Genomic DNA, 22482 nt, shown 5'->3' on the forward strand with positions numbered 1-22482 from the left:
TGCGACCAACGAAAATTTTTTGAGTTGCATTTAGCTGCTGATTTTCAGGTACAACTCTTAATTTACCTGTTTTTAGGCTTAACCGAAAAGTATTGCCTTGCTAAGGTTTTTCTGACTATTATGGTATTGATGATGCAATAATAAAAGCTGGCATTAACAAAGACCATCATATTATACCTATTCTTCTGCAACTATCGACTATTGAAGAATTAAAGAATATACAAAAAACAGAAGAAGCTAAAAAAGAACTACAGTTAAAAGGCAATACAGAAGATATAAATCAAGAATACTTTGAAGAAAAAACTAAACCTATTAGGATTTACGATACTACACTACATAAGAATGAAAAAGGAATTCTCTTTTTGAAAGAACAAGCTTTATCACAGGATAAAGATATCATTGTTTTTTTAGAACTGCCTGTAAATGATGCTCAACCTCATTATAAATTTGATGGAAATACAGAAATTTTATTAAGTCTCCACACAACTTATTATGATAAAAGTTCAAATTCAATTTTTCAGGCTCAATTGTATGTAGCGATAGTCAAGATGAGTCATGGTTCAAAAGTTGAATTTACATACTCTAGTCCTTATTCAGAGGATGTCACACTACCAACATTACAAAATTTAATGAAACATAAATTGGAGTACAGCTGCTATGAAGGAGGATTATATTATAGAGATGCTTGTGGAGATAAATTATATTATAAAAAACCTAACGAAAAAGATTTTTTAGATTTGTATGATGAATTCTCTATTGATATTTAGTTTTCTAGAAATTTTGGAGTTTCGAGTTTAATTTATATGTACAAAAGTTTTGTTAGCCTGTAGCAAGCCTTTGGAACTTTAGACCATCCCAACATATTTGACCTAACCCCCCAGCCCCCTTCCCTGCAAGGTAAGGGGGAGAAATCCGGCTCTCCGCTTCGGAGAGGGGCTGGGGGAGAGGTCACATATAAACACCTATTTTCATACTTCATAAATGAATAATCCAACACCTGAAGAACCCTATCCATTAAAAAAAGAGGGGACTCGCAATATTGTAATCGGATACAAAGTAGACTTAGTTAAAGTGCAGCGTGCCAAAGAACTTCGTCAGCAAATGACACCAGAAGAACAAATTCTTTGGCAACATCTTCGTGCTAATCGCCTGAATGGTTTACACTTTCGCCGTCAGCAGATTATGAATGGCTTTATTGCAGATTTCTATTGTCATGCAACTGCATTAGTGATAGAAGTAGATGGCAAAATTCATGAACAACAAGCTGAATATGATGCAGAACGGGACAAAGTTTTGTCAGCTAGGGGACTGCGTTTGCTGCGAATTAAAAATGAAGAAGTGAGACACGAACTTGATAAAGTTTTGATGCGTATTTCCACAGCTTGTTCTCAAGATACCTAACCCCCCAACCCCCTTCCCTACGAAGGAAGAGGGAGAAATTTGGCTCCCCTCTCCGCTTCGGAGAGGGGTTGGGGGAGAGGTCAATCCATGCGATCGCGATAAACTGTTAAAATCTAATTACCTGACACCAAAATTTTCACTGGTAAATACCAATGGATTTTTACATATAGGAATTATTAAAATGCTTGAAGTTCACAAAAATTATGTTATTGACGAAAATCAACAACCTATTGCCGTACAAATTTTTATCGCTGAATTTGAAAAAATTGAAGAAATTCTTGAAAATTACGGTTTAGCAAAACTCATGGAGGAAGTAGACGAAGAAGAAGCACTATCAAAAGATGAAGCACTAAAATATTATCAATCAATAAAAGAAGAAAATAAATGTGGCAAGTTGAATATACCAGAAGGTTCTTGAAAGTATAAGTGGCTAGTACCGCAAGGCGGAAGTCAAAAATCAAAAATCAAAAGTATTATGGAATGGGCTTTTTAGGGATTTTAAATGGTTGCTCTATTTACGCCGTGGCGTACTAGTTTTGCATCATGAGTAATTGCCAAAATTAACTGTTGCTTCAGCTATTCTCTCACTAATAAACATTTATAGACTTTTACACAACAGTTTTGCGAAAGAGTGCGGGTTATTAGGTTGCTTTATGCTTATAAAATGGATTGCTAGGACAAGGGATAAATCAAGAAGCAGCAATCAAGCAACTTAAGGAAGCGATCGCCTCTTTTATCGAAGTCTATAAAATCGAACCTAATATTTACCATACTTCACTTACTATAGAAGAATTACATGAGTTTTTGGCAGTGGAAGACACTGAATTAGTATGATAAATCTTCGAGATCGAGAAAGTTTACGTCAAAGTGCGTAAGTGTAGCCCATCGTAGACTCAGATATTAATTGCTGTACGATCGCCATCTCACTAATTTTTTATACCAACCATAATTTATGTCTTCATCCCTGGATGTGCCTATAGTCTGGGACTTGCTGCAATTATTCGATGAAATTCATACTTGTTAGTTATCCATTTTTCTCCATCCTATACAAGTCATTATTATTTTTCTCTCATTTTATGAAACCACCCTACCCAACGCTAGTAGGGAAAGGCTTAGGAGTTAATTCTATGACTCAACTTAGAAGCCTAGACTAAATAGCCCTGACAATTCGACGAAAGCAGGAAATGTAACTGTATTGTAACGGCAGCTAAAGCCACCGTTTTTTATTGACGTTGCAAAAGTTTACATTTAGAATGGAATCGTCAAAATCCAATAAGTATTTATTCTTATTTATCCTGAAAAGTTGACATTCAATGAGTATATGTTCTTATCTATATCAAAAATTTAATATTATAAAGTTAAATAATGTTTACAAAAGTATTTATTCCTTAATATAATGAAATCGAAAGCGATAAGGCAAATTGATTGTCAGAAGTGATGAATGCTATTGAATTTCCCTGGCTAACAGCCATAATCCTCTTACCCTTGGTGGCTACATTAGCCATCCCCCTAATTCCAGACAAGGAAGGTAGAACTGTGCGGTGGTATAGTCTGGGAGTTGCGATCGCCGACTTTGCACTGATAATTTATGCCTTTTGGTATGAGTACGACTTCCAGAGTTCAAGACTCCAACTTATAGAAAACTATCCTTGGATAACGCAGTTGGGTTTGCATTGGGCTGTAGGGGTTGATGGTTTATCGATGCCCTTACTGCTTCTAACAGGCTTAATAAATACCCTCGCAATATTCGCGGCTTGGAAAGTTAACACCAAGCCGCGATTATTTTATGGTTTGATGTTAGCGATGTACAGTGCCCAGCTTGGCGTATTTGTTGCCCAAGATTTGCTGTTGTTCTTTCTGATGTGGGAAATCGAGTTAGTGCCGGTTTACCTGCTGATTTCCATCTGGGGAGGACAAAACCGCCGTTATGCCGCTACTAAATTCATTCTTTACACTGCTGCTGCATCAATATTTATCTTGATTGCCGGTTTTGCACTTGTCTTCTCTGGAGATACCGTCACTTTCGATATGGCAACTCTAGGAATGAAAGAATACCCCAAAACCTTGGAATTGTTGGTTTATACAGGTTTCTTAATTGCCTTTGGTGTGAAAATGCCGATTTTCCCTTTACACACTTGGCTACCTGATGCCCACGGTGAAGCATCAGCACCCGGTTCAATGATTTTGGCTGGTGTATTGTTAAAAATGGGTGGTTATGCTCTCATCCGCTTCAATGTGGAAATGTTGCCCAATGCCCATGTGACTTTTGCCCCAGTGTTAGCAGTTTTGGGTGTGGTTAATATTGTCTACGGTGCTTGCTGTGCCTTTGCTCAAACCAATCTCAAACGCCGCTTGGCTTACTCTTCAATTGCCCACATGGGGTTTGTGCTGATTGGGATTGCCTCTTACACAGAGCTGGGTATCAGTGGTGCAGTGTTACAGATGGTTTCCCACGGGTTGATTGCTGCTAGCTTATTCTTCTTGTCTGGCGTGACTTACGATCGCACCCACACCTTGATGATGGATAAAATGGGCGGTATGGCTAAGGTAATGCCCAAAACCTTTGCTTTGTTTACCATTGGTTCAATGGCTTCTCTTGCTTTACCCGGAATGAGTGGTTTTGTGGGTGAGTTGATGGTGTTTCTGGGTATCGCCAGCAGTGATGTTTACAGTTCCAGCTTCAAAGTTGTAGTCGTGCTGCTGTCAGCAGTTGGCGTGATTTTGACACCGATTTATTTACTGTCGATGCTGCGTCAAGTGTTCTATGGGGAGCAAAGTAAAGAGTTGCACTTGGATGCTGTAATATCTGATGTCAAACCCCGCGAAATATTTATTACCGCTTGTTTGCTATTACCAATCATCGGAATCGGGTTTTATCCCAAGTTGGCAACGCAGACTTATGATGTGAAAGCAGTAGAATTAGCCGCCCATGCTCGTCAAGTTCTACCAGTTGTTGCTCATCAACAACCATTAAGTCTGTACTCGCGTATTTTCTCTACACCAACATTGGCTACTTCTCAAGTTGAAAGTTCGATTAACATTTCTGAGTAAATTAACTTCCCATTAAGGGGTCTGCAAGTAAATTCTAAATATTAGGAGAATAAAGGGGTGGTTATGAAACCACCCCTAAAATTTTGGCATTATTGAGTTGAAATAGATTTTTAGGTAAGGGCAATTCATGTAGACGCATTCGCAAGCGCCTAGAGCGTGAAGAGATTATAGTGAAGGCAAGTGAATGAAGTAGCTAAACAGCAATTATGACCACCAACTTACCTGTAGTCACAGAAATTATACCAATGGTCTTGCAATTGCAACCTGCGATCGCATTAACCGAAGATCAATTTTACGAGTTTTGTCAGTTAAACCCCGACTTTCGTATCGAACGCAATGCTGTGGGAGAATTAATGATTATGCCACCTACTGGTTCCGAAACCGATCAACATAACTTTGACATTATTGTTCAGTTGGGTATTTGGACAAAGCAAGATGGTACAGGTGTAGGCTTTGGTTCCAGTGGTGGGTTTACTTTGCCTAATGGTGCAGTGCGCTCGCCCGATGCAGCGTGGATAAAACGCGATCGCTGGGAAGACATACCATTGGAACTGCGAAAAAAATTTGCACCGATTTGTCCTGAGTTTGTGATTGAATTGCGTTCTGAGAGCGACAACTTGCGAATTTTGCAAGACAAGATGCAAGAGTATATTGATAATGGCACACAACTTGGTTGGTTAATTGATAGAAAACAACGCCAAGTTTTTATTTATCGTCCTAATATTGCGGTTAAGAAATTAGATAACCCTAAGACACTTTATGATGAATCGTTATTACCTGGGTTTGTTTTGGATTTAAGTCAGATTTGGTAGGAAATAGGCTAGTTTTACAGTACTGAAAAAGACTAGCATAAGTACAATAACAGTATTTATCCGAAGGTTTTGCTAGTCCTTCCAAAAAGCGATTTATCGCGTCTCTACATCTCATTGGCAAACTTTGATAGTTAACAATTGGTATGGTCAGGATATTCCAGCAGACTCCAATCTGAATCCTGACAAAATATCATAATTTTTAGTTGGCGATAGACAAACTCCATATCAAATAGTATATGGAAATACGATGAATTTTGATTTGACTAATCAAATACTTTCAACTAACTATACAACTACAGGAAAAAGTTAGTAAATTGCCCCCGTAACTGAAGTTCGTTAATCTCTCAGTGGCGGTTTTGCTTCTCATTTTTGATGATTAGTAGCGGACTGTTATCGCTCAACAGTTCCACTACATTCAGCCAGTAATCAAAATCTGTGTCTTCCTTGCGGGTGTCTACCACTAAGAGATAAAGGGAACGCTTAGTGAGGAAAAACTGGTGAGTAGCATGGTAAATCTCTTGCCCTCCAAAGTCCCAAATGTTGACTCGAAATTCTCGCCCATTTTCCATTAGGAAACGCCACTGGATCACCTCAATTCCCTTCGTAGAGTCTTCCTCTCGGAGTTGATAATTTTGGTCTTCTATCTTCTTAACCAGTGTTGTCTTCCCTGCTCCTCCTTCGCCAACAATTAATAACTTTGCTTCACACAGATAATCTGTGCCTTCTACTTCCAGTTGTCGGAAATAGTCTTTAATTGCTTCAATACCTTTTGCAACAATTTCTGGCGGTGGCTTTTCGATAGGGTTGCCCTTTAAATTCAGGAAAGTGAGTTTTTGCAGGCTGGCGATCGCTTTTGGCAACATCGTTAATTGGTTGTCGCTTAAATTTAGGAAAGTGAGTTTTTGCAGGCGGGCGATCGTTTCTGGTAGAGTCGTGATTTGGTTACTGCTTAAATCTAGGGAGGTGAGTTGTTGAAGGTGGCTGACTGCTTCTGGCAGCGTCTTTAATTTGTTGCTCCTTACGTCTAGGGAGATGAGTTGTTGCAGGTAGCTGACTGCTTCTGGCAAGGTCGTAATTTGGTTGCCGCTTAAATCCAGGGAGGTTAGTTGTTGCAGGCGATCGCAGGTGATAATTGAGAATACGTTTTGTAAAAGTATATAGCAATCCTAAATCATTTGCTAACAACAAGATACCCAACTTATTAAAGAAGTCGGGGAGCTGAGGCTGACGATTTTTACAAATCAAATAGGATTGCTATACTATCTAACTGCTGCTATCAAACGCTGATGCACTAAATACTGGAATTGATAAAGATAAGCGGCAATAATCACTCGAATTATAGTTGGGACTATCAGCAAAGATTGCGCTTGAGTCTTAAATAAAGTGAACAAAGTCAATAAGTCAGGAGATGGCGAGAAAAGCATTACAAGACCAAATGCTATTACTGACGAGAGAATATTGACCGACCAGCCATACAAGCCTGCCCACCAACTTATAAAACTAGGAAAAACTCCTGTTGCTAGCTCTGTTTCTGGTAGTCGGCTCTCAGGAAAGAAGCTATCTAAAAATCGATGCAGCCAATGGTGAACAAATGCCACTAGTACAATCGGAAAAAGTTGGGCTAGTAAACTAAATAAATACACTAACTTGACAAGAATAGGCTGAGGTAGCAAGTGAGTTAAGATGGAAAGAATTACCCAAAGATAGACGATCGCATACTGTAAACCAATCATTAAGAGGATGAGGGCGATCGCATTTACCCAAAACCGGGGAGTAGGAATCCAAGATGGCCAATTTCGCATAAATTTTTTCCTGGTAGATGAAAGACTTTTATCGTAACTGGGTTGAAATATTTTGGTGATTTTTTGCCAGTATAATCTATGCCAGAAATTAGTGGGAATAAGTAGCGATGCCTGCGGCGGGCTACGCCTACGCAGAAGATTGGTGGTGTATGGTAAGTTAAGAAAATTCTCCAGCCCGAAAAATCTGTTCAGCAGTTAAATTCAACTCTGGGAACGCTGGTGATTGAATACGATCATTTCCTCTAAATTGCCTAACTTGATACTCACCTTCAATTAATTGGTAAATCGAGATAGTTGGTTGTTTAGGATTGCCAATAAAGCGCCTACCACCTAAACCTAGATAGTCTACAATCCAATATTCAGGAATACCCAAAGACTCGTAATCTTCTAGCTTCAAAGCATAATCATCACTCCAGTTAGTTGAAACAACTTCTACAACCAACTTGACGGAACTACCCCGCGTAATGATAGATTCTTTTTTCCAACGAGGTTCATCTATAACAGCTTGTCTATCAAGAACGATTACATCTGGTTCATAACCTGAATCAGTGTTAACTGATTTGATGACGCATTCTTTCGGGATAAAGCAAGGAATGGACAAACGGGTGATTTCAATAAACAAAGAACCATTGATGAACCCGGCTATCTCTGAGTGCTTCCCTGTTGGCTTAGGCATTTCAACAATTACCCCATCATGTAGTTCATAATGCCTGTCTGAAGATTCGGGATACCAGGCGATAAATTCATCAAATGTTACTTGTTTGGTTAAGGCTTGAATCATACTTTGCCCTCTTGCTTTATGTCAAATTTGACCCCTCTCCAAACCTGTCCCCGAAACGGAGAGAGGCTTAATCAGCGAACTGAGGTTAAACTTTCGCCGCCGCAGCACTTGGTAAACTGACTTTCAATCGCTTAAACATCGCTTGTCGTGCTTGTGCAGCCAGGCTGTCGTCAAAAGGTGTTAAGGTAATTTCCTGCTGATACTTTAGCCGCAACGCTGTTTGAATTAACCAATCGGCAACAAAGGGATTTTTTGGTAACAAAGGACCGTGGGAATAAGTAGCGATCGCATTCTGATAAAATGCTCCTTCTGTCCCATCTTCACCATTATTTCCTAAGCCGCACACCACTCGCCCCAAAGCTTCCACTTTCCCCAATTTGGTGCGTCCACCATGATTTTCAAAGCCTACCAAATATGGTGTGCTACCTGTCATCTCTTTTAAATCTCGCGCCAGACGGGAAGCTGTCACTTCAATTACCAAGTTACCAATACAGCGCTTAGTATTTTCACCAGGATGCACAGAAACTAAATCGAGTATTCCCAAACCATCAATTCGTTGTCCTAAGCCTGGTTCATAATAATGTCCCAGTAATTGGGGTGAACCACAAGTAAATACTCCTGGCGTTCCATTTTCGATTTTGTCCCGCATTGCATCAGCTTTCGCACCTTGCAAATCACGCATGACAATCTCTTGCTGGCGGTCTTGTGCGCCACCACCAACGATTACATCGACAGTTTTAATATCTGCGGCTGTGGAATTTTGATCTAGGGGTAATACTTTAACATCGTATCCCCGCCATTGAGCGCGACGTTCTATAGTAATGACATTACCGCGATCGCCATAAGTACTCATCAGCGTTGGATAAAGCCAACCAATTGTTAATTCTAAATTTTGAGAAGTCATAAATTTAGGGAATAGGGAATGGGACGATCGCAAATGACAAATGACAAATGACAAATGACAAATTTAAAGAATTTTCCGACCAGTCAGAACTTCTCGCACTTCTAGCATGGCTGAGTAGGTAGGTAGAATATGCAAAGTTTCATTCTCTGGTGTATGTTCTAATGCAGTAGCGATCGCTTGTCGCAAATCTTCTTCCACAATCAAATTTAAGTTACTTTCAGGGGACTTTTGGCTGTAACGTAGACGTAGCGCCATATCGTAGACGCGATCGCCACTCACGATTAAAGTCCCGCCGCGTTCGACTAATTTCTCGGTATCTACGTCCCAAATCCAGGATACATCAGTGCCATCGGGCGTGCGATCGTTCAATACTAGCAGGGTGGTTTTATCTGTGCTTTGAGTAACTACACGAATGGTTTCATTCGTTCCCACAGGATTTTTTGATAACAATATCCGTACCCGTTTACCGTTAATTACTAAATCTTCAGCCCGACCAAAAGCAGCTTGAAAATTGTTAATAGTAGCTCTGATTGTTGCTTCATCAACTCCTAAATCAATAGCCGCAGTAGCAGCCGCTAAAGTATTATATTTATTGTACAAACCAACTAGTATTTGCGACCATTCATTACTTTCCAGAGTCGGTTTACTTTTACTAAAACCACACTTGGGACAAGTAAAATCTCCCAAATGAGACAAATAAACACCCTTGTAATCTAGAGAATGCCCACATCTGGGACAATAGATAGAATCAACAGCGTGAGGAATAGCTTCTAGATAATGTTTTGGTTCATTCAAGCCAAAGAATAACACCCGTTGAGGTAACTGCTGACCGAGGTTAGATAAAGTTGGGTCATCAGCATTGGGAATTACTACCGTTTCTGCTGGTAGTGTAGAAATAACTTTTGTCCAACGCTTACTAATTGTGTCTACTTCCCCGTACCTATCGAGTTGGTCGCGGAACAAGTTTAAACAGAGAATAATTCGCGGCTGGAGTGGCGTTAATACTCTTGGTACAATATTTTCATCAACTTCCAAAATGGCGTAATCAGTATTTAGCGTCCCTAACAGGTTGGTGCTTTCCAACAGCGCCGTCATCAAACCATTTTCCAGATTTGCACCTGTAGAATTATGAGTGATGCGAAAACCCTTGCGTTCTAGTATCGTGCATAAAAGCAGCGCTGTAGTGGTTTTGCCATTAGTACCAGCAATTAAAATCACCCCATTTTTAACTTGCTGACTCAATAATTGTAAAAGGCGGGGTTCTATGCGACGAGCAATCGAGCCTGGTAATACACTAGCAGCACCCAGACGGAGCGATCGCACAATAAACGTCACACTTTTTGCCACTGACACCGCGAAACCCAATCGCAGTCTATCTATGAATTGTATTTTGTTTCCCACATCTGTACCCTAGTCTTCTGGCGGTTGCTAATTAAAAGTGCAAATTTAATCTTGTGAGTTTAGCGAATCCTGGCTGAAAAAGCCAGTCATCGCAATTTTGAATTTTAGATTTTGGATTTCGACTTCTCTTTGAGACGCTGTTCGCATTCGCTCAGTTAAACAATTTTAGATTCTTGAGCCTTACGGTTGCGCTACTTTACCTCTGTTTTGACTTGCGCGTAGCGATACCAGCCACTTGCGAGAGATAATCTCAGTAAGCGTTATCTTAAAAAATAGTGCGTGGGCGTAATTACATATCTAGCCTCGGTTGCCAAATTAAGCACAAACTCACAACAAGTAGTAGCTTGCAAGGTTCCTTTTGATGAATAGCACAAAGTTTCTTTTTTTACATAAACAAATTACTGGCTGGCAAAGGTGGTTGTCCAAATGCCTGTTGTTGCTTGCAAGTCTTTTCATTATAAGTATGCAACCTGCATCTGCTGGTCTTAATAATGATTTATATGATGGCAACATCTTTGTCGTTTATGCAGGCAATGGTTCATTAGTTCCTCCCAGGCAGACACTGGCACAAACTTTAGCGGAACATAAACCCGTATTTTTGGCTTTTTATCTGGATGATAGCAGCGATTCCAAAAGATATGCCATTTCCATTTCACGAGTACAGGAATTTTATGGTCGGGTAGCAGAGATTATGCCGATTAATGTAGATACTATCCCGCCGAAAGAGACCTACGACCCAACAGAACCAGGATATTACTATGCTGGGAGTGTTCCGCAAGTAGTGGTGTTAAATAAATCAGGTGAAGTAGTTTTGAATAAAAAGGGTCAAGTAGCTTTTGAAGAAATAGACGATCAATTTCGTAAAATCTTTGATTTATTACCACGCACTGAAACAGCACAGCTAAAGCGGCGAGCCTTCAATGAGTTTAGTAGTGAGTTAGCTAAATAACTTATGGGGTAGACCAAATTGGTCTGCCCTAATTTTTAGTGATATCTGTTACTACATTGCCGCCGATGTCAAAGCATAATATTGAAATATCTGTATTAACAATTGAGGAAATTAATCCATAGTCTATAGTCCGTAATCAATGCCCAATGCCCAATAATTAACTAGAGTGTATTCTGATGTCAAAGGTTTACACCACCCAAGAGCTAATTCAAATTTTGGCAGCCGAACGCCAAGCTTGCCTCAAAGGAAAACGTCTAAAATTAGAAATAACAGTCTCTGGCAATCCTGTAATTGACCAGTTTATCAGAACTGATGGGCTGCAACAATTCACTGCCTATCAAGATTTCAAAACTGCAATTCACGAGTATCAGAGAGAAAATCGAGTTTCTGGTATTATCTGGCGGGAAATGACAGTTAAAGGAAAAAGCTTACACTATCCCGAAATAGATACTGAGTTAATTGCCCTCGTTAGTGACTTAGAGATATTAAAAGCTGCTAAGAATTCCATTGTCAAATTTTGGTGTGAAGTCACTGTGGCGATGGATTTATACTTGAGTTTTAATAATAGTAAACAACACCAACAAATTGTCACATCTGATGTCGAAAGGATTGTTCAAAGAACAGAGTGGGCAAGTTTGTGCAAGTGGGAAAATTCTAGCTTTTTGGAAATGATTTTGCAGCTAGGATGGGGTAAACCAGAAGAAGCTTATTATAAACGAGGAAGACCGCGATCGGGTAGTGAATATATTCATGCAGTCAATCCTGGAAATCGCCCTATTGGTTGACTTCAGGAGGCAGGAGGCAGGAGGCAGGAGGCAGAAGGCAGGAGGAACCGACATTTAAAAACGTAGAATTGAAGCAAAGACGCTTCGTATCTCGTGCTACACTCTCAAGTAGAAGTGGAATATGTTCTTCCAGCAATAGCGGTAATAATGGCTAATTCTGCGATTAATCCCTAGCTAGCGTCAGAGTTTGATTGTACTTCCCAACGAAACAGCCGCGGCAATTGAGATACATCTATGGCGTAGTTAACAATCCACATCACCAATTCAAAAATCAATAAATATCGTACCCACTGCAACTCGCTTGTAGAATCCAAAAGTGTCAAACCCTCATACAATTGCCAGAAACGGTAAGGGAGATATATATAAGGAACCATCACCCAGACGACATTTTGCAACTGCCTAAGCGTCACTTTTTCAGAGATGATTTGCAACCCTAAGACGATAAAATACCAAGCAAGCACAGTTAAGACCGTGCGATCGCCCCACCATACACCCCACAATAACATGACCACTAATGGTGGCACTACTGCAAGCAGTTGCACCGAGCCAAACCAGATTTTATACCAACCGGGAAATGGTAAAGGTAGAGTATAAGGCTTTGCGTTTTTCCATCCCCAGTTCACAACCACAATGAAAAGTGTGGCAATAAGGAAAAAGAGGAGATTTTCTAGAAATAGGTAGAGGTTGATATTTAAGGAAGTCATGTTGCTTTTTTGCGAGACGCCAAGAGCGAACGCTCCGAATTCAAAATTAGCAATTCCCATAAATTACGAAAAATATTTCAACTTTCCTTTGATCTATTTTCTTGTATTAGATGAATAATCGATGGCACTAAAGAAATAACTATAATTAATACAATAATCGGTAACAAATACTTATCAACCTGTTCAGGTGGTAAAGATTTTCCTAAGAAAAACCCTAACATGGTGATACCGAATGTCCAAAGAAAGCCACCAATTAAGTTGTAAGACATAAATGTGCGATAATGCATTGCACCAATCCCAGCCACGATGGGCGCGAAAGTCCGTACAATGGGTAAAAAGCGTGCTAAAACAATCGTTTTTTTACCGTGCTGTTGATAAAAGTTTTGGGTTTTAATAAGATGCTTTTTATGAAACAACCATGAATCTTCCTTTTGAAAAAGTCTTCTACCAAATTTATGTCCAGTAAAATAGCCAACATTGTCACCTAAGACTGCACAAATAAAAGCACCAAAAATCAAAACCCAAATGTTCAATAAATTCTGAGATGCAACAAATCCTGCGGTGAACAATAAGCTATCCCCAGGCAGAAAAAAACCAATTAATAAGCCAGATTCAGCAAAGACAATCGCCCAGACCCCAAAATAGCCGAGTGATTTAATCAGTTGTGGTAAATCCAAATGCATAGAATTTTTACTTTTCAACAATAGATCCACAACATCTTAACGTTCAGCAATTTTATTGAATAAAAAGTAATATTAAATTTATGTAAAGTTATTATGTAATCTTGGAAAGTATAATGACAGATGACAGGTTTTGGGTTATTGGTGCAAGAGATAAAGATATTTGAAAGTACTAAGAATATTTTGGGATGCTGCGATCGCAGCAGAGTTGGAATATCGTGTTAACTTTTTCATAGCTACCCTTAGATATATGAAAAGCGATCAAATTCCTCCTGGAAGCTTTGGTATACCTGTATTAGGTGAAACACTATCCTTTGTTTTCGACCGCGATTTCGCTAAAAAGCGCTATCGCCAGTACGGGACCATCTTCAAAACTCATCTTCTTGGCAGACCGACTGTAGTGATGGTCGGGCCGGAAGCATTAGAGTTGGTTTTGTCAAGTCAAATGGAGAATTTTTCTTGGCGCGAGGGATGGCCTGATAATTTCAAGACATTACTGGGTGAATCACTTTTTCTGCAAGATGGAGAAGAACACCGCAGAAACCGTCGCTTGATGATGCCAGCATTGCATGGCCCAGCATTGGCGAATTATGTCTCCACAATAGAAGATATTACACGTAGTTATTTGCAAAAGTGGGAGAAGTAGCAGGAATTTACTTGGTTTCAAGAATTTAAACAACTGACATTTGATATTGCCAGTCAATTACTGCTGGATACCCGTCCTGGCCCTGAATGTGTGCGTTTTAGCAAGTTGTTTGCAGCCATGACAAATGGATTGTTTGCGATTAATCCATTGCCCTTACCATTTACAACATTTGGTAAAGCTATAGCTGCTCGTAATCAGATTTTAGAGCATCTAACTCAAGTTGTCAGAGAACGTCAGCAAAATCCAACAAAAGATGCTCTGAGTTTATTAGTGCAAGCCCAAGATGAAGAAGGGAACCGGATGAGTGAAAAAGAACTCATCGCTCAGGCGTTACTATTACTATTTGCTGGACATGAAACTACTACTTCGATGCTAACCTGGTTGTGTGTAGAGTTAGCCCGTCATCCAGAAGTACTCGAAAAAGCAAGAGTTGAACAATTGCAACTTGCAAGTAAAGGTAATTTGGATTTAGAACAATTAGGGAAAATGCCCTATTTAGAGCAGGTTTTGTGGGAAGTTGAAAGATTGCATCAACCTGTCGGAGGCGGGTTTCGTGGCGTAATTAAAGACTTTGAATTTAAAGGTTATCACGTTCCTGCTGGTTGGCAGTTATACTATTCAATTGGAGTTACTCACCGAATTGAAGAAATTTATTCTGAACCAGACCTGTTTGAGCCAGACCGTTTCAGTCCCCAACGCCAAGAAAACAAAAAATACCCTTTTAGTTTAGTTGGTTTTGGCGGTGGGCCACGCATCTGTATTGGCCTAGCCTTTGCCAAAATGGAAATGAAGATTGTTGCTGCTCATCTTCTCCGTAGTTATCATTGGGAGATATTACCCAATCAAAGTTTAGAGGAAGTTGTGGTTCCCACTAATCGCCCGAAAGATGGGTTGCGGGTTAGATTTCAACCTCGGTGAAATGTTTTATGGCATCTCAAATAGACGTACATTTACCTAATGGAGTTTTACAACGCTGGCAAAATGTGAAAGATTTTGTGGGCGGAAGCGTTAACTCTCTAAGTAACTCAGCACAACAAGCTGGTGAGTCTTTAAAAACAACAGCCACTACCACAACTGATAGAGCAATTGATACAGTTACAACAAGTTTAGAGCAAACTTGGCAAACAGCAGAGCAATTTAAAAGTACAACATCGGGAGCAGTTAAAGATACAATCGCATCTTCTGTAAGTGATTGGTTAACACAACACCCAATATTTTTTCGGTTAGTTCAAATACTAGGTTGGGGAGCTAATCACCCAATTATTAGTGTAGTAATTTTGCTGTTTGCACTTGCTCTACTTTGGAGCATCATCAAAGCAATTGTCCGCTTAATTGAAACTGCTAGTTGGTCAATACTCCAAGTTCCGTTAAAATTGCTTCTGGCTTTGTTTCAAGTTAGCTTTCTATCCTTAACTAAAGTTGGAAATTTTGCTGTTCAAAGAATCACAGGTGCTAAAAAAGCTGATAACCTACCAGCTTTACTACCTGAAAATTTTCAACCAAATAAACAACAACGATTAGCAGAAATTTCTAGTCGCTTAGAAGCGATTCAAAAGGAACAAAATGAGCTTTTACAAGAGGCAGCAGACTTGATTGCTACCGACACAATTGATATAGAAATATCAAAAATTAAACAGCTAAAAAGCGCTGAATCACATCTTGGCTAAGTTCGGCTGTGGAACCGGAGGCGACAATACCACCTTTTTGCATGGCGTAATAATAATCAGCCTGACGGACAAAGTGTAAATGTTGCTCTACTAATAACACCGAAATGCCTGTGGTTTCGACGATGCGACGGACTGCGGCTTCAATTTCTAGGATGATGGAGGGTTGAATACCTTCGGTGGGTTCATCTAAAACAAGTAATTGAGGTTCTCCCATTAAAGCACGTGCGATCGCTAATTGTTGCTGCTGTCCTCCACTTAAATCACCACCCATCCGCGAAAGCATGGTTTTTAACACCGGAAATAAACTAAAAACTTCCTCTGAAATTTCTGCTTTTTTTACTGGTTTGCGTCTAGCTTCCAACCCCAGCAATAGATTTTCTTTAACTGTCAACCGAGGGATAATCTCTCGTCCTTGGGGGACATAACCAATTCCCAACTTTGCCCTTTGGTCTGGGGATTTAGAGTTGATTAATTCTTCAGCTAAATTAATAGTACCGCTGCGGGGTTTGAGTAAACCCATGATAGTTTTTAGTAGGGTAGTTTTTCCAACACCATTGCGTCCAATTAGGCAAACCATTTGCCCAGATGGTACGCTCAAATCTACATTGCGGAGAATATGGCTTTCGCCGTAATAAACGTTAAGATTAGAAATTTTTAGCATAAAATAATTTTTAACTATTTAGCTTTGATATCAAGTCTCTAACTGGCGATGCTCTATTAAGAAATAATTAACCACAGTTAACCACAGTTTATTAAGAGTCTGGTTAATCCCTTATGATACCTGATTGCGAATGCAACTAACCCTCTTCTATCACTTTGGGGAAAGAAAAATAAATGTAGGTTGGGTTGAACAAAGTGAAACTCAACTTTTCTAAGGTCTTTGGGTGTTGGGTTTCGTTCCTCAACCCAACCTACGTCTATCTTTGTGCAAAATTCTGGTCGATGCTGAATAGATAGCTGGTTAACACAGCAATAGTTTTAATTTACTTATCTCTGCAAGAATCGCTATCGCTTAACAAAATGGCTTGCATTAAGTAATCGAATGCAAGATGCTAAAAATAGCACCTCGCAAACTGTACCGCTTGGCTCTCAAAGAGCGCTAATTCCGATTAAACAACCACAAAATTGTTTTCGCTAACTGACAATCCAGTAGATAGTTGTGCAAATTTTACCTGAGTAAACCCAGACGCACTGCCATCAAGGTCAAAGAACAGTCCACCTGTAGCACTGTTATAGATAAATCGTTGATTGCTTGTCGTAGCAGATGTTCCGAGGGTAAACTGACTTGTGTTAAGTGAACCTGGTGATAACCCGCCGCCAAAACCAGCAGCCGATACCTGAATCAGTTCATTAGTCGCGTTGAAGTCATAAATACTGTCAACACCTTGATTGTAACTATTGAAAACAAAGGTATCAGTACCAGTTCCTCCATAGAGGGTGTCATTACCAAAACCACCTATAAGAATATCATTCCCACTCCCACCATAGATTGTATTCTTACCAAAGGCGCTAGAGGCGGAGATATAATCATTGCCAGCACCACCATCCAGTAAGTTATCACCTTTTGAATTACTAGCATTCAAGTTATCGTCCCCAGTGCCACCATTAAGAGTGTTTTTACCAGACGAGCGAGAGTCGTATGTGATGGAGACATCGCGGGGTGAGTACGGGTCGCTGGGAGTATAGCTGTAGTATCCAGAGATGGAGAGATAATCATTGCCATCACCCCCAGAGAGCAAATTATCGCCTGTTGAACCGCCAGCACTCAAGGTATCCTTACCTGCACCGCCGTTGAGGGTGTTCTTACCAGACGACCGAGAGTCGTAGTCTTGGTAGTTACCTCCTTCGTAGTAACCAGAGATGGAGAGATTATCATTGCCATCGTCCCCAGAGAGCAAATTATTGCCTGTTGAACCGCTAGCACTCAAGTTATCGTTACCAGCACCACCGTTGAGGGTGTTTTTACCAGACGAGCGAGAGTTGTATTCGTAGTCTGGGTAGCTAAAGCTCTCGTAGCCAGAGATGGAGAGATAATCATTGCCATAGCCCCCAGAAAGCAGATTATTGCCAACAAGGGAGTCATTTCCCGTACCACCAATGAGGGTATCATCACCCGTACCACCGATGAGGGTATCATCACCCGCACCACCTCGCAGCAAATCGTTTCCACTCAAGCCATCGATTTTGTCATTACCGCCTTGACCATTAACTACATCATTTGAGTCCTCTAAACCCGTAATGTTATTGTTGAGGTCATTGAAAAAAGTTACTGTGTTCTTGATGCCCAGGCTAGTATCAGTAGAGTTGGAATCGAGGACATTAAAGCTGTCGGTGATACTATTTTGCCCGTCAAATAGGATATTACCAAGAGCTGGTTTTGCTCCAGACGCTTTCAGATTCTCCAAGTTTTCTAGTTTGAAGTTTTGCAGGATAACTATGGTATTAACATTCCCTTCAAAGGTGATTTCCAGATTGTTGTCATTCTGGGTCAGCAGTAAATTTTGAGCAGTTAATCCTGTACCCTGGAATTTGATGGTGTCCACTTCAGCAATAACTGCTGCTGTCGGGTTAGTTCCTTTACCTATGCCACCGAAATCAGGGATTGTATCAGTGCCGTCGCCCAAGTCGTAAACAAATTTATCCTTGCCACCGCCACCAATGAGAGTATCATTCCCAGTACCACCAATGAAAGTATCATTCCCAGTACCACCCTGTAGTAAGTCGTAGCCGCTGGTTCCAATGATATTTGCCATAACTTTTACCTACTTGATTCCATTTTTTCAGTAATTTCAGTTCTCAACCTATTTTGCACAAAGGTGATATCGGGCACACCGATGATGTTACCAGAAATTGCACCATTAGCATTGATATCGGCGCGATCGTTACCCTCTAATTTTGCTCTTTGGAATATAATTCAGTAGTTAAGAGGTGAATTTTCTACGACCTTCAATCATCAATACGGCTGTGATTGACCTAGCGATCGCAATTTTTTTAAGAATTTCCGATCAAAACTTGCAAGTCCCATCTTGCTTGGGTTAGTAACAATCGACTTTTTGGGATTGCGGGGAAAAGTTTTTTCTTCAACATTTCCCTTTTACCTTTCAGTCTGGTAAGTTAAAGCGGACTTTTCCAAACCCCCAAAACTTTTTGAGAAATTAATCATCAATTAAATCTCTAGTTATATAACCATTGTCACGGTTATCTAACTGGAGATTCGCTATATTTAACAGTTAACGGCTAAAAGGAGTTAAAGAGATGGAAATTAAGCCAACTGACCCATCGCTAGCACTCAAGGAAATTCCCCCAGGCTATCTCAATATTATGGGTTACGTCGATCAATCAGAAGTTAATGGCCCTGGTTGTCGTGCAGTCGTCTGGGTACAAGGTTGTCTGCGTGAGTGCGCTGGCTGCTTTAATACTAACTCCTGGTCTTTTGAGGCTAATCAATTGATTACTGTTGATACTCTTGCCGAAAATATTCTCAGCAATACCCGCAACATGGGTGTAACATTTTCTGGGGGAGAACCCTTTTGGCAAGCAACTGCACTAGCGTCTTTAGCCCGAAAGGTAAAAGCTGCTGGTTTAAATGTAATGTCTTTTACTGGGTTCACTCTTAAGCAGCTACAGTCCCAATCCGCGCCGCCAGGTTCCCAAGCATTGTTAGAACAACTCGATATTTTGATTGACGGGCCTTTTGTACAATCTCTGGCAATTAATTCTCCCAACTCTCCAGTCTCTTCTAGCAATCAACGGGTTCGGGTGTTAAACCCGGCTTTCCAAGACCAGATTACTTGGGCTAGCGACCAGATAGAAATCCACATCCTCAAGGATGGTGGCCGCATTGTTACTGGCTATCAAGGTGGACTAGAACTAACGTAAGGGCGCGCCTAATGAGTGGGCTGCCGCCTATTAACTTGCGGCAGCAGCCCAATGAAAAGTATTTATAGCCAGAGGCTGGAAATGAGGTTTTAAAGGGTTTGCGCTTAAGTTGACACCAATGCACAGCCGTGTGTCCCTATAAAAGTTTGGTATTTCGTGAACTGACAAACGTAATTTTATCTTTAACAACCAAGAACGCTGGTTATTTTGTGTTTAGGTAATCTACAATACTTTTATATTTAAATAGGAAAATTCCTAAAAATAGAGATTTTTCATAATTCGTCTCCAGAGCCACCTCAACTAGGAATTAGCAGCTCTAACAAGTTGTGTTTAATTCCTCTAAGCTAATAATGTATCGGCTCAATAAATCAGGGAAGCAGAGAAAAATAAAAAGGTTCGCGAGGTAGACGCAGCGTCATAAAATATGACACATGACGTAAAAACAATCGTTTAACAAGTCGAGAGAGGAGTTACTGCAAACCATTGACCCGAAAGGGATTGCAGACGAATCAATGCGTCGTACCGTAGAGATATTGCTGAACGTAATAGCTATCCCGTCAATATTATCAGTCAAAATGCCACTGAAGCATTTTTGCCCCGTACCAGCGACCTTTATTCCTGCTGGCTAGTAGAAACAGGCGGTAGATTCTGGCGTACCCGCTTTTATCCTGGGGAAATGATGCTGGCCAGTGTTGCTAATAACCAGGATGAACGGGAAGCACGAGAACGGGTGATGGCTCAGTATCCAAATACCGCTAAAGGCAATCTGTTAGGACTGAGAGCGTTTACTGATGCTTACATTCCCGCTTTGAAGCAAAACCGAGGGTTTCAGGATATTGGTCGAGAGATACATCAAACCGCAGCATTGCGCGATTGGCCACGCCCTACCGTAAATCCTGCGGACAGGCCCCACCAAAGCGGAGCATCTCTGCAACAAGAAAGCGATCGCCAAGAGAGTAACGATGACCAACAGGCTGAAAGTAGCCTGATTGCAAGTTGATATATCTAAAAACTGCATTAAGGAAGGTGAATCATGAAATCTAAACTTACCTTTATCAGATTGATAGCACTGATTTTAATTTTTGAACTTGGTTCTATCGCCAGTCCAGCCCTTGCTCGCACTCAAGACAACGGTCGAGATCCAGTAGCTGCTGCTGTTAGTAACAAAACTACTGGTAGTAGTATTTTCACCTCAGACACAACATCTCAAATCAGTGATTTTGTGGGAGATGTCAAAAATTTCGCTCAAAATGACCTATTTAATCCTCTTGGCAATCTGCTCAATTCTGCCTTGGGTGCAATTCAAATTCCAGATTTAAACAAAGTTTTGTCAGGAATTATGAACGGTTCTGCCAACAACGATCCTGGTGCCGTGCTGTCTGAAACTTTGGAGAACAAAACCAATGGTCAAAGCTCTTATGGTATCCGTGAAGACCTTGGTAAATATGCTACTAGAACAGTTGCCACAGAGATTGCTAATCAGGCTACTTTGAGCCAAGCAGCCCAAAGTCAAATGGCTCAAATTAAGCAAGCTACTCAACAAGATACTCAAGAAAACGTCAGTTTGGGTGAGAATCTCAAAGTTTAGATGTCACCCAACAGATTTTGCAAAACCTATCCCAACAGACTGCCCTTAGCAGTCGCGTCAACGAGCGGATGCTTATTGAAGCCCAGCAAGCACGCATTGACAGGGCATTGAGTAACACCTTAACCGCTCAAACAGCCAAGGAACTTTCAGCCATCAATACTGCCGATCGCCGTAAGAGTGTTGCCGCAGGCAATGCTGCCACTCAACAGGCAAGCTTATTGATCATGCCTGGTGGCATTACTCTTGGTACTGACAAGCAGTAGCTAGCAATTGGAATCTTAGAGCTAGTACCGTAAGGCGGAAGTCAAAAGTCAAAAAGCTGATTAATCAACCTTTTTAGCTATTTTCTAGCAAGTTTTAAAAGTAGGGATATGGTTGGTTTATTTATGCCGTGCTGTACTAGTTCTAAGTAATTAATTAGACATTGTAAATCAATTACAACTTACGCAAAACCTTCCATTTCTTCGTGTCTTCACTTCTCTTAGAGGGTGTTTATAAAATAAATCTTAAGCAGTTGAGCAAGGATGATGACGAGCTAATCGACGTAACATTAAATGCGTCATAGCGGCGTATATCATGCTTTCACTCGTTTCGGAAAGGTATTCGTAATCCTTACTTAGTCGGCGATAACGACCGAGCCATGCGAGTGTAAGCTCTACGACCCAACGTCGAGGCAATACTTTAAAACCCTCTGTACGATGCCGAAGGCGGGCTACGCCTACGCAACGTTTAACAATTTCGAGTCCACAACCAATAAAGTATCTAACCCAATGAACTAATAAGCCAGCATATCCGGCATCTGCCCAAATTAAATGTAACTTTGGGAACACATGAAAAATTTTATCGAACACGAGCTTTGCCCCGTCACGGTCTTGAATTGAAGCTGCATGCACGACAACCATCAAGATTAAACCCATCGTATCAACAAGGATATGGCGTTTACGACCATTCATCTTTTTTCCGGCATCATAGCCCTTGACTCCTCCTTTTTCAGTCGTTTTCACAGTTTGAGAGTCTATAATTCTGGCAGATGGCTCTGGATCTCGCCCTTGAAGTTCTCTTAGTTGCGTAGCTTGCCGCCGTAGGCATCGCAATCTTGAATGGATTTTTTGCCATATACCTTTACGTTGCCAACGGTGAAAATACGAGTATACAGTAAGACAAGCTGGTAAATCGTCAGGCATCATTCGCCACGAACAACCAGCACGCAAGATGTAAAAAATCGCATTTACCACTTCGCGCATATTGACTTCACGCTTTTTTCCACGTTTTCGCTGACGTTGTGCCGGAATCATTGATTTAATCAAATCCCATTCGGGATCTGAAATGTCTGTGGGATATGGTTTTCGGCTCATGTCACCGGATTCAAATATGACGACTGTCTTTTTTAAAATACCTGTCCTAAGGAATCATTGCAGTCCTCTTTATTTTT

At 40.6% G+C, this 22482-nt stretch carries 25 protein-coding genes; 15 read left to right on the forward strand and 10 right to left on the reverse strand.

The genetic code is table 11. From position 1 onward, the window contains the following. The first annotated feature begins 362 nt into the window (after positions 1-362). The 6 genes from V7K41_RS20950 to V7K41_RS20975 all read left to right on the forward strand — a co-directional run bounded on the left by V7K41_RS20950 (position 363) and on the right by V7K41_RS20975 (position 5264). Positions 363-767, forward strand: coding sequence for a hypothetical protein (locus tag V7K41_RS20950; RefSeq protein WP_334851278.1), 405 nt, complete (start codon positions 363-365; stop codon positions 765-767). A gap of 214 nt (positions 768-981) precedes the next feature. Next, positions 982-1401: an endonuclease domain-containing protein gene (locus V7K41_RS20955; protein ID WP_334851279.1), complete on the forward strand. Its 420-nt coding sequence runs from the start codon at positions 982-984 to the stop codon at positions 1399-1401. Positions 1402-1582: 181 nt separating this feature from the next. Continuing rightward, complete coding sequence (locus V7K41_RS20960; protein ID WP_334851281.1) at positions 1583-1819, forward strand: hypothetical protein; 237 nt, start codon at positions 1583-1585, stop codon at positions 1817-1819. A gap of 251 nt (positions 1820-2070) precedes the next feature. Then, positions 2071-2235, forward strand: a complete 165-nt coding sequence (locus tag V7K41_RS20965) for a hypothetical protein (protein WP_334851283.1) — start codon at positions 2071-2073, stop codon at positions 2233-2235. A 603-nt stretch (positions 2236-2838) separates the two neighbouring features. Continuing rightward, positions 2839-4452: an NAD(P)H-quinone oxidoreductase subunit 4 gene (locus tag V7K41_RS20970; RefSeq protein ID WP_334851516.1), complete on the forward strand. Its 1614-nt coding sequence runs from the start codon at positions 2839-2841 to the stop codon at positions 4450-4452. Positions 4453-4658: 206 nt separating this feature from the next. Continuing rightward, entirely contained in the window at positions 4659-5264 is a 606-nt protein-coding gene (locus V7K41_RS20975) for a Uma2 family endonuclease (protein ID WP_334851285.1), read from the forward strand. Between the two features lie 344 nt (positions 5265-5608). Here V7K41_RS20975 and V7K41_RS20980 read toward each other — a convergent pair whose 3' ends face one another. From V7K41_RS20980 to V7K41_RS21000, 5 genes are all read right to left on the reverse strand, one after another. Beyond that, positions 5609-6421, reverse strand: coding sequence for a leucine-rich repeat protein (locus V7K41_RS20980; RefSeq protein ID WP_334851518.1), 813 nt, complete (start codon positions 6419-6421; stop codon positions 5609-5611). A gap of 102 nt (positions 6422-6523) precedes the next feature. Then, positions 6524-7066: a hypothetical protein gene (locus V7K41_RS20985; RefSeq protein ID WP_334851288.1), complete on the reverse strand. Its 543-nt coding sequence runs from the start codon at positions 7064-7066 to the stop codon at positions 6524-6526. Between the two features lie 157 nt (positions 7067-7223). Beyond that, positions 7224-7847, reverse strand: a complete 624-nt coding sequence (locus V7K41_RS20990; RefSeq protein ID WP_334851289.1) for a Uma2 family endonuclease — start codon at positions 7845-7847, stop codon at positions 7224-7226. A gap of 85 nt (positions 7848-7932) precedes the next feature. Then, a complete protein-coding gene (locus V7K41_RS20995; protein ID WP_334851291.1) occupies positions 7933-8751 on the reverse strand; it encodes a type 1 glutamine amidotransferase in 819 nt (272 codons plus the stop codon). Positions 8752-8814: 63 nt separating this feature from the next. Next, complete coding sequence (locus V7K41_RS21000; protein WP_334851293.1) at positions 8815-10152, reverse strand: Mur ligase family protein; 1338 nt, start codon at positions 10150-10152, stop codon at positions 8815-8817. A 361-nt stretch (positions 10153-10513) separates the two neighbouring features. On the opposite strand from V7K41_RS21000, the gene V7K41_RS21005 reads away from it, so the two are divergent. Together V7K41_RS21005 and V7K41_RS21010 are read left to right on the forward strand one after the other, a co-directional pair. Further along, positions 10514-11101 carry a thylakoid membrane photosystem I accumulation factor gene (locus tag V7K41_RS21005; RefSeq protein WP_334851295.1) on the forward strand — a complete coding sequence of 196 codons (588 nt, stop codon included), beginning with the start codon at positions 10514-10516 and terminating at the stop codon, positions 11099-11101. Positions 11102-11277: 176 nt separating this feature from the next. Then, positions 11278-11886, forward strand: a complete 609-nt coding sequence (locus tag V7K41_RS21010) for a hypothetical protein (RefSeq protein ID WP_334851297.1) — start codon at positions 11278-11280, stop codon at positions 11884-11886. 170 nt (positions 11887-12056) lie between these two features. Here V7K41_RS21010 and V7K41_RS21015 read toward each other — a convergent pair whose 3' ends face one another. Both V7K41_RS21015 and V7K41_RS21020 read right to left on the reverse strand, forming a co-directional pair. Continuing rightward, positions 12057-12590, reverse strand: a complete 534-nt coding sequence (locus V7K41_RS21015) for a hypothetical protein (RefSeq protein ID WP_334851299.1) — start codon at positions 12588-12590, stop codon at positions 12057-12059. A gap of 77 nt (positions 12591-12667) precedes the next feature. Beyond that, positions 12668-13273 carry a DedA family protein gene (locus V7K41_RS21020; RefSeq protein ID WP_334851301.1) on the reverse strand — a complete coding sequence of 202 codons (606 nt, stop codon included), beginning with the start codon at positions 13271-13273 and terminating at the stop codon, positions 12668-12670. A 160-nt stretch (positions 13274-13433) separates the two neighbouring features. Between V7K41_RS21020 and V7K41_RS21025 the strand changes: the two genes are divergently transcribed. From V7K41_RS21025 to V7K41_RS21035, 3 genes are all read left to right on the forward strand, one after another. Then, entirely contained in the window at positions 13434-13916 is a 483-nt protein-coding gene (locus V7K41_RS21025; RefSeq protein WP_334851302.1) for a cytochrome P450, read from the forward strand. A 117-nt stretch (positions 13917-14033) separates the two neighbouring features. Then, a complete protein-coding gene (locus tag V7K41_RS21030; RefSeq protein ID WP_334851303.1) occupies positions 14034-14834 on the forward strand; it encodes a cytochrome P450 in 801 nt (266 codons plus the stop codon). 8 nt (positions 14835-14842) lie between these two features. Next, entirely contained in the window at positions 14843-15583 is a 741-nt protein-coding gene (locus V7K41_RS21035) for a hypothetical protein (protein ID WP_334851305.1), read from the forward strand. Here V7K41_RS21035 and urtE read toward each other — a convergent pair. Further along, the gene (gene urtE, locus V7K41_RS21040) at positions 15546-16244 is read right to left on the reverse strand and encodes an urea ABC transporter ATP-binding subunit UrtE (protein WP_322732749.1); all 699 of its coding nucleotides are present in this window, start codon (positions 16242-16244) and stop codon (positions 15546-15548) included. The genes V7K41_RS21035 and urtE overlap by 38 nt on opposite strands. A gap of 448 nt (positions 16245-16692) precedes the next feature. Continuing rightward, the gene (locus V7K41_RS21045; RefSeq protein ID WP_334851308.1) at positions 16693-18336 is read right to left on the reverse strand and encodes a calcium-binding protein; all 1644 of its coding nucleotides are present in this window, start codon (positions 18334-18336) and stop codon (positions 16693-16695) included. 502 nt (positions 18337-18838) lie between these two features. Here V7K41_RS21045 and V7K41_RS21050 point away from each other — a divergent pair. The 4 genes from V7K41_RS21050 to V7K41_RS21065 all read left to right on the forward strand — a co-directional run bounded on the left by V7K41_RS21050 (position 18839) and on the right by V7K41_RS21065 (position 21313). Beyond that, complete coding sequence (locus V7K41_RS21050; RefSeq protein ID WP_334851310.1) at positions 18839-19462, forward strand: 4Fe-4S single cluster domain-containing protein; 624 nt, start codon at positions 18839-18841, stop codon at positions 19460-19462. Positions 19463-20054: 592 nt separating this feature from the next. Further along, entirely contained in the window at positions 20055-20462 is a 408-nt protein-coding gene (locus tag V7K41_RS21055; RefSeq protein WP_334851312.1) for a hypothetical protein, read from the forward strand. A gap of 33 nt (positions 20463-20495) precedes the next feature. Next, complete coding sequence (locus V7K41_RS21060) at positions 20496-21050, forward strand: hypothetical protein (RefSeq protein WP_334851313.1); 555 nt, start codon at positions 20496-20498, stop codon at positions 21048-21050. Between the two features lie 17 nt (positions 21051-21067). Next, a complete protein-coding gene (locus V7K41_RS21065; RefSeq protein WP_334851314.1) occupies positions 21068-21313 on the forward strand; it encodes a hypothetical protein in 246 nt (81 codons plus the stop codon). Positions 21314-21556: 243 nt separating this feature from the next. Here V7K41_RS21065 and V7K41_RS21070 read toward each other — a convergent pair whose 3' ends face one another. Next, complete coding sequence (locus V7K41_RS21070) at positions 21557-22405, reverse strand: IS5 family transposase (RefSeq protein ID WP_334851316.1); 849 nt, start codon at positions 22403-22405, stop codon at positions 21557-21559. Positions 22406-22482 lie beyond the last annotated feature (77 nt).

Origin of the sequence: Nostoc sp., from assembly GCF_036917415.1 — a bacterium.
Taxonomy (GTDB): domain Bacteria; phylum Cyanobacteriota; class Cyanobacteriia; order Cyanobacteriales; family Nostocaceae; genus Nostoc.

Coding starts and splice junctions, on each gene's coding strand:
- V7K41_RS20975 (WP_334851285.1), top strand. CDS start 4,659: ATGACCACCAACTTACCTGTAGTCACAGAAATTATACCAATGGTCTTG.
- V7K41_RS20960 (WP_334851281.1), top strand. CDS start 1,583: ATGCTTGAAGTTCACAAAAATTATGTTATTGACGAAAATCAACAACCT.
- V7K41_RS21015 (WP_334851299.1), bottom strand. CDS start 12,590: ATGACTTCCTTAAATATCAACCTCTACCTATTTCTAGAAAATCTCCTC.
- V7K41_RS21005 (WP_334851295.1), top strand. CDS start 10,514: ATGAATAGCACAAAGTTTCTTTTTTTACATAAACAAATTACTGGCTGG.
- urtE (WP_322732749.1), bottom strand. CDS start 16,244: ATGCTAAAAATTTCTAATCTTAACGTTTATTACGGCGAAAGCCATATT.
- V7K41_RS20985 (WP_334851288.1), bottom strand. CDS start 7,066: ATGCGAAATTGGCCATCTTGGATTCCTACTCCCCGGTTTTGGGTAAAT.
- V7K41_RS20970 (WP_334851516.1), top strand. CDS start 2,839: ATGAATGCTATTGAATTTCCCTGGCTAACAGCCATAATCCTCTTACCC.
- V7K41_RS21070 (WP_334851316.1), bottom strand. CDS start 22,405: ATGAGCCGAAAACCATATCCCACAGACATTTCAGATCCCGAATGGGAT.
- V7K41_RS21045 (WP_334851308.1), bottom strand. CDS start 18,336: ATGGCAAATATCATTGGAACCAGCGGCTACGACTTACTACAGGGTGGT.
- V7K41_RS20955 (WP_334851279.1), top strand. CDS start 982: ATGAATAATCCAACACCTGAAGAACCCTATCCATTAAAAAAAGAGGGG.
- V7K41_RS21035 (WP_334851305.1), top strand. CDS start 14,843: ATGGCATCTCAAATAGACGTACATTTACCTAATGGAGTTTTACAACGC.
- V7K41_RS20995 (WP_334851291.1), bottom strand. CDS start 8,751: ATGACTTCTCAAAATTTAGAATTAACAATTGGTTGGCTTTATCCAACG.
- V7K41_RS21010 (WP_334851297.1), top strand. CDS start 11,278: ATGTCAAAGGTTTACACCACCCAAGAGCTAATTCAAATTTTGGCAGCC.
- V7K41_RS21060 (WP_334851313.1), top strand. CDS start 20,496: ATGAAATCTAAACTTACCTTTATCAGATTGATAGCACTGATTTTAATT.
- V7K41_RS20990 (WP_334851289.1), bottom strand. CDS start 7,847: ATGATTCAAGCCTTAACCAAACAAGTAACATTTGATGAATTTATCGCC.
- V7K41_RS21050 (WP_334851310.1), top strand. CDS start 18,839: ATGGAAATTAAGCCAACTGACCCATCGCTAGCACTCAAGGAAATTCCC.
- V7K41_RS21030 (WP_334851303.1), top strand. CDS start 14,034: ATGACAAATGGATTGTTTGCGATTAATCCATTGCCCTTACCATTTACA.
- V7K41_RS21020 (WP_334851301.1), bottom strand. CDS start 13,273: ATGCATTTGGATTTACCACAACTGATTAAATCACTCGGCTATTTTGGG.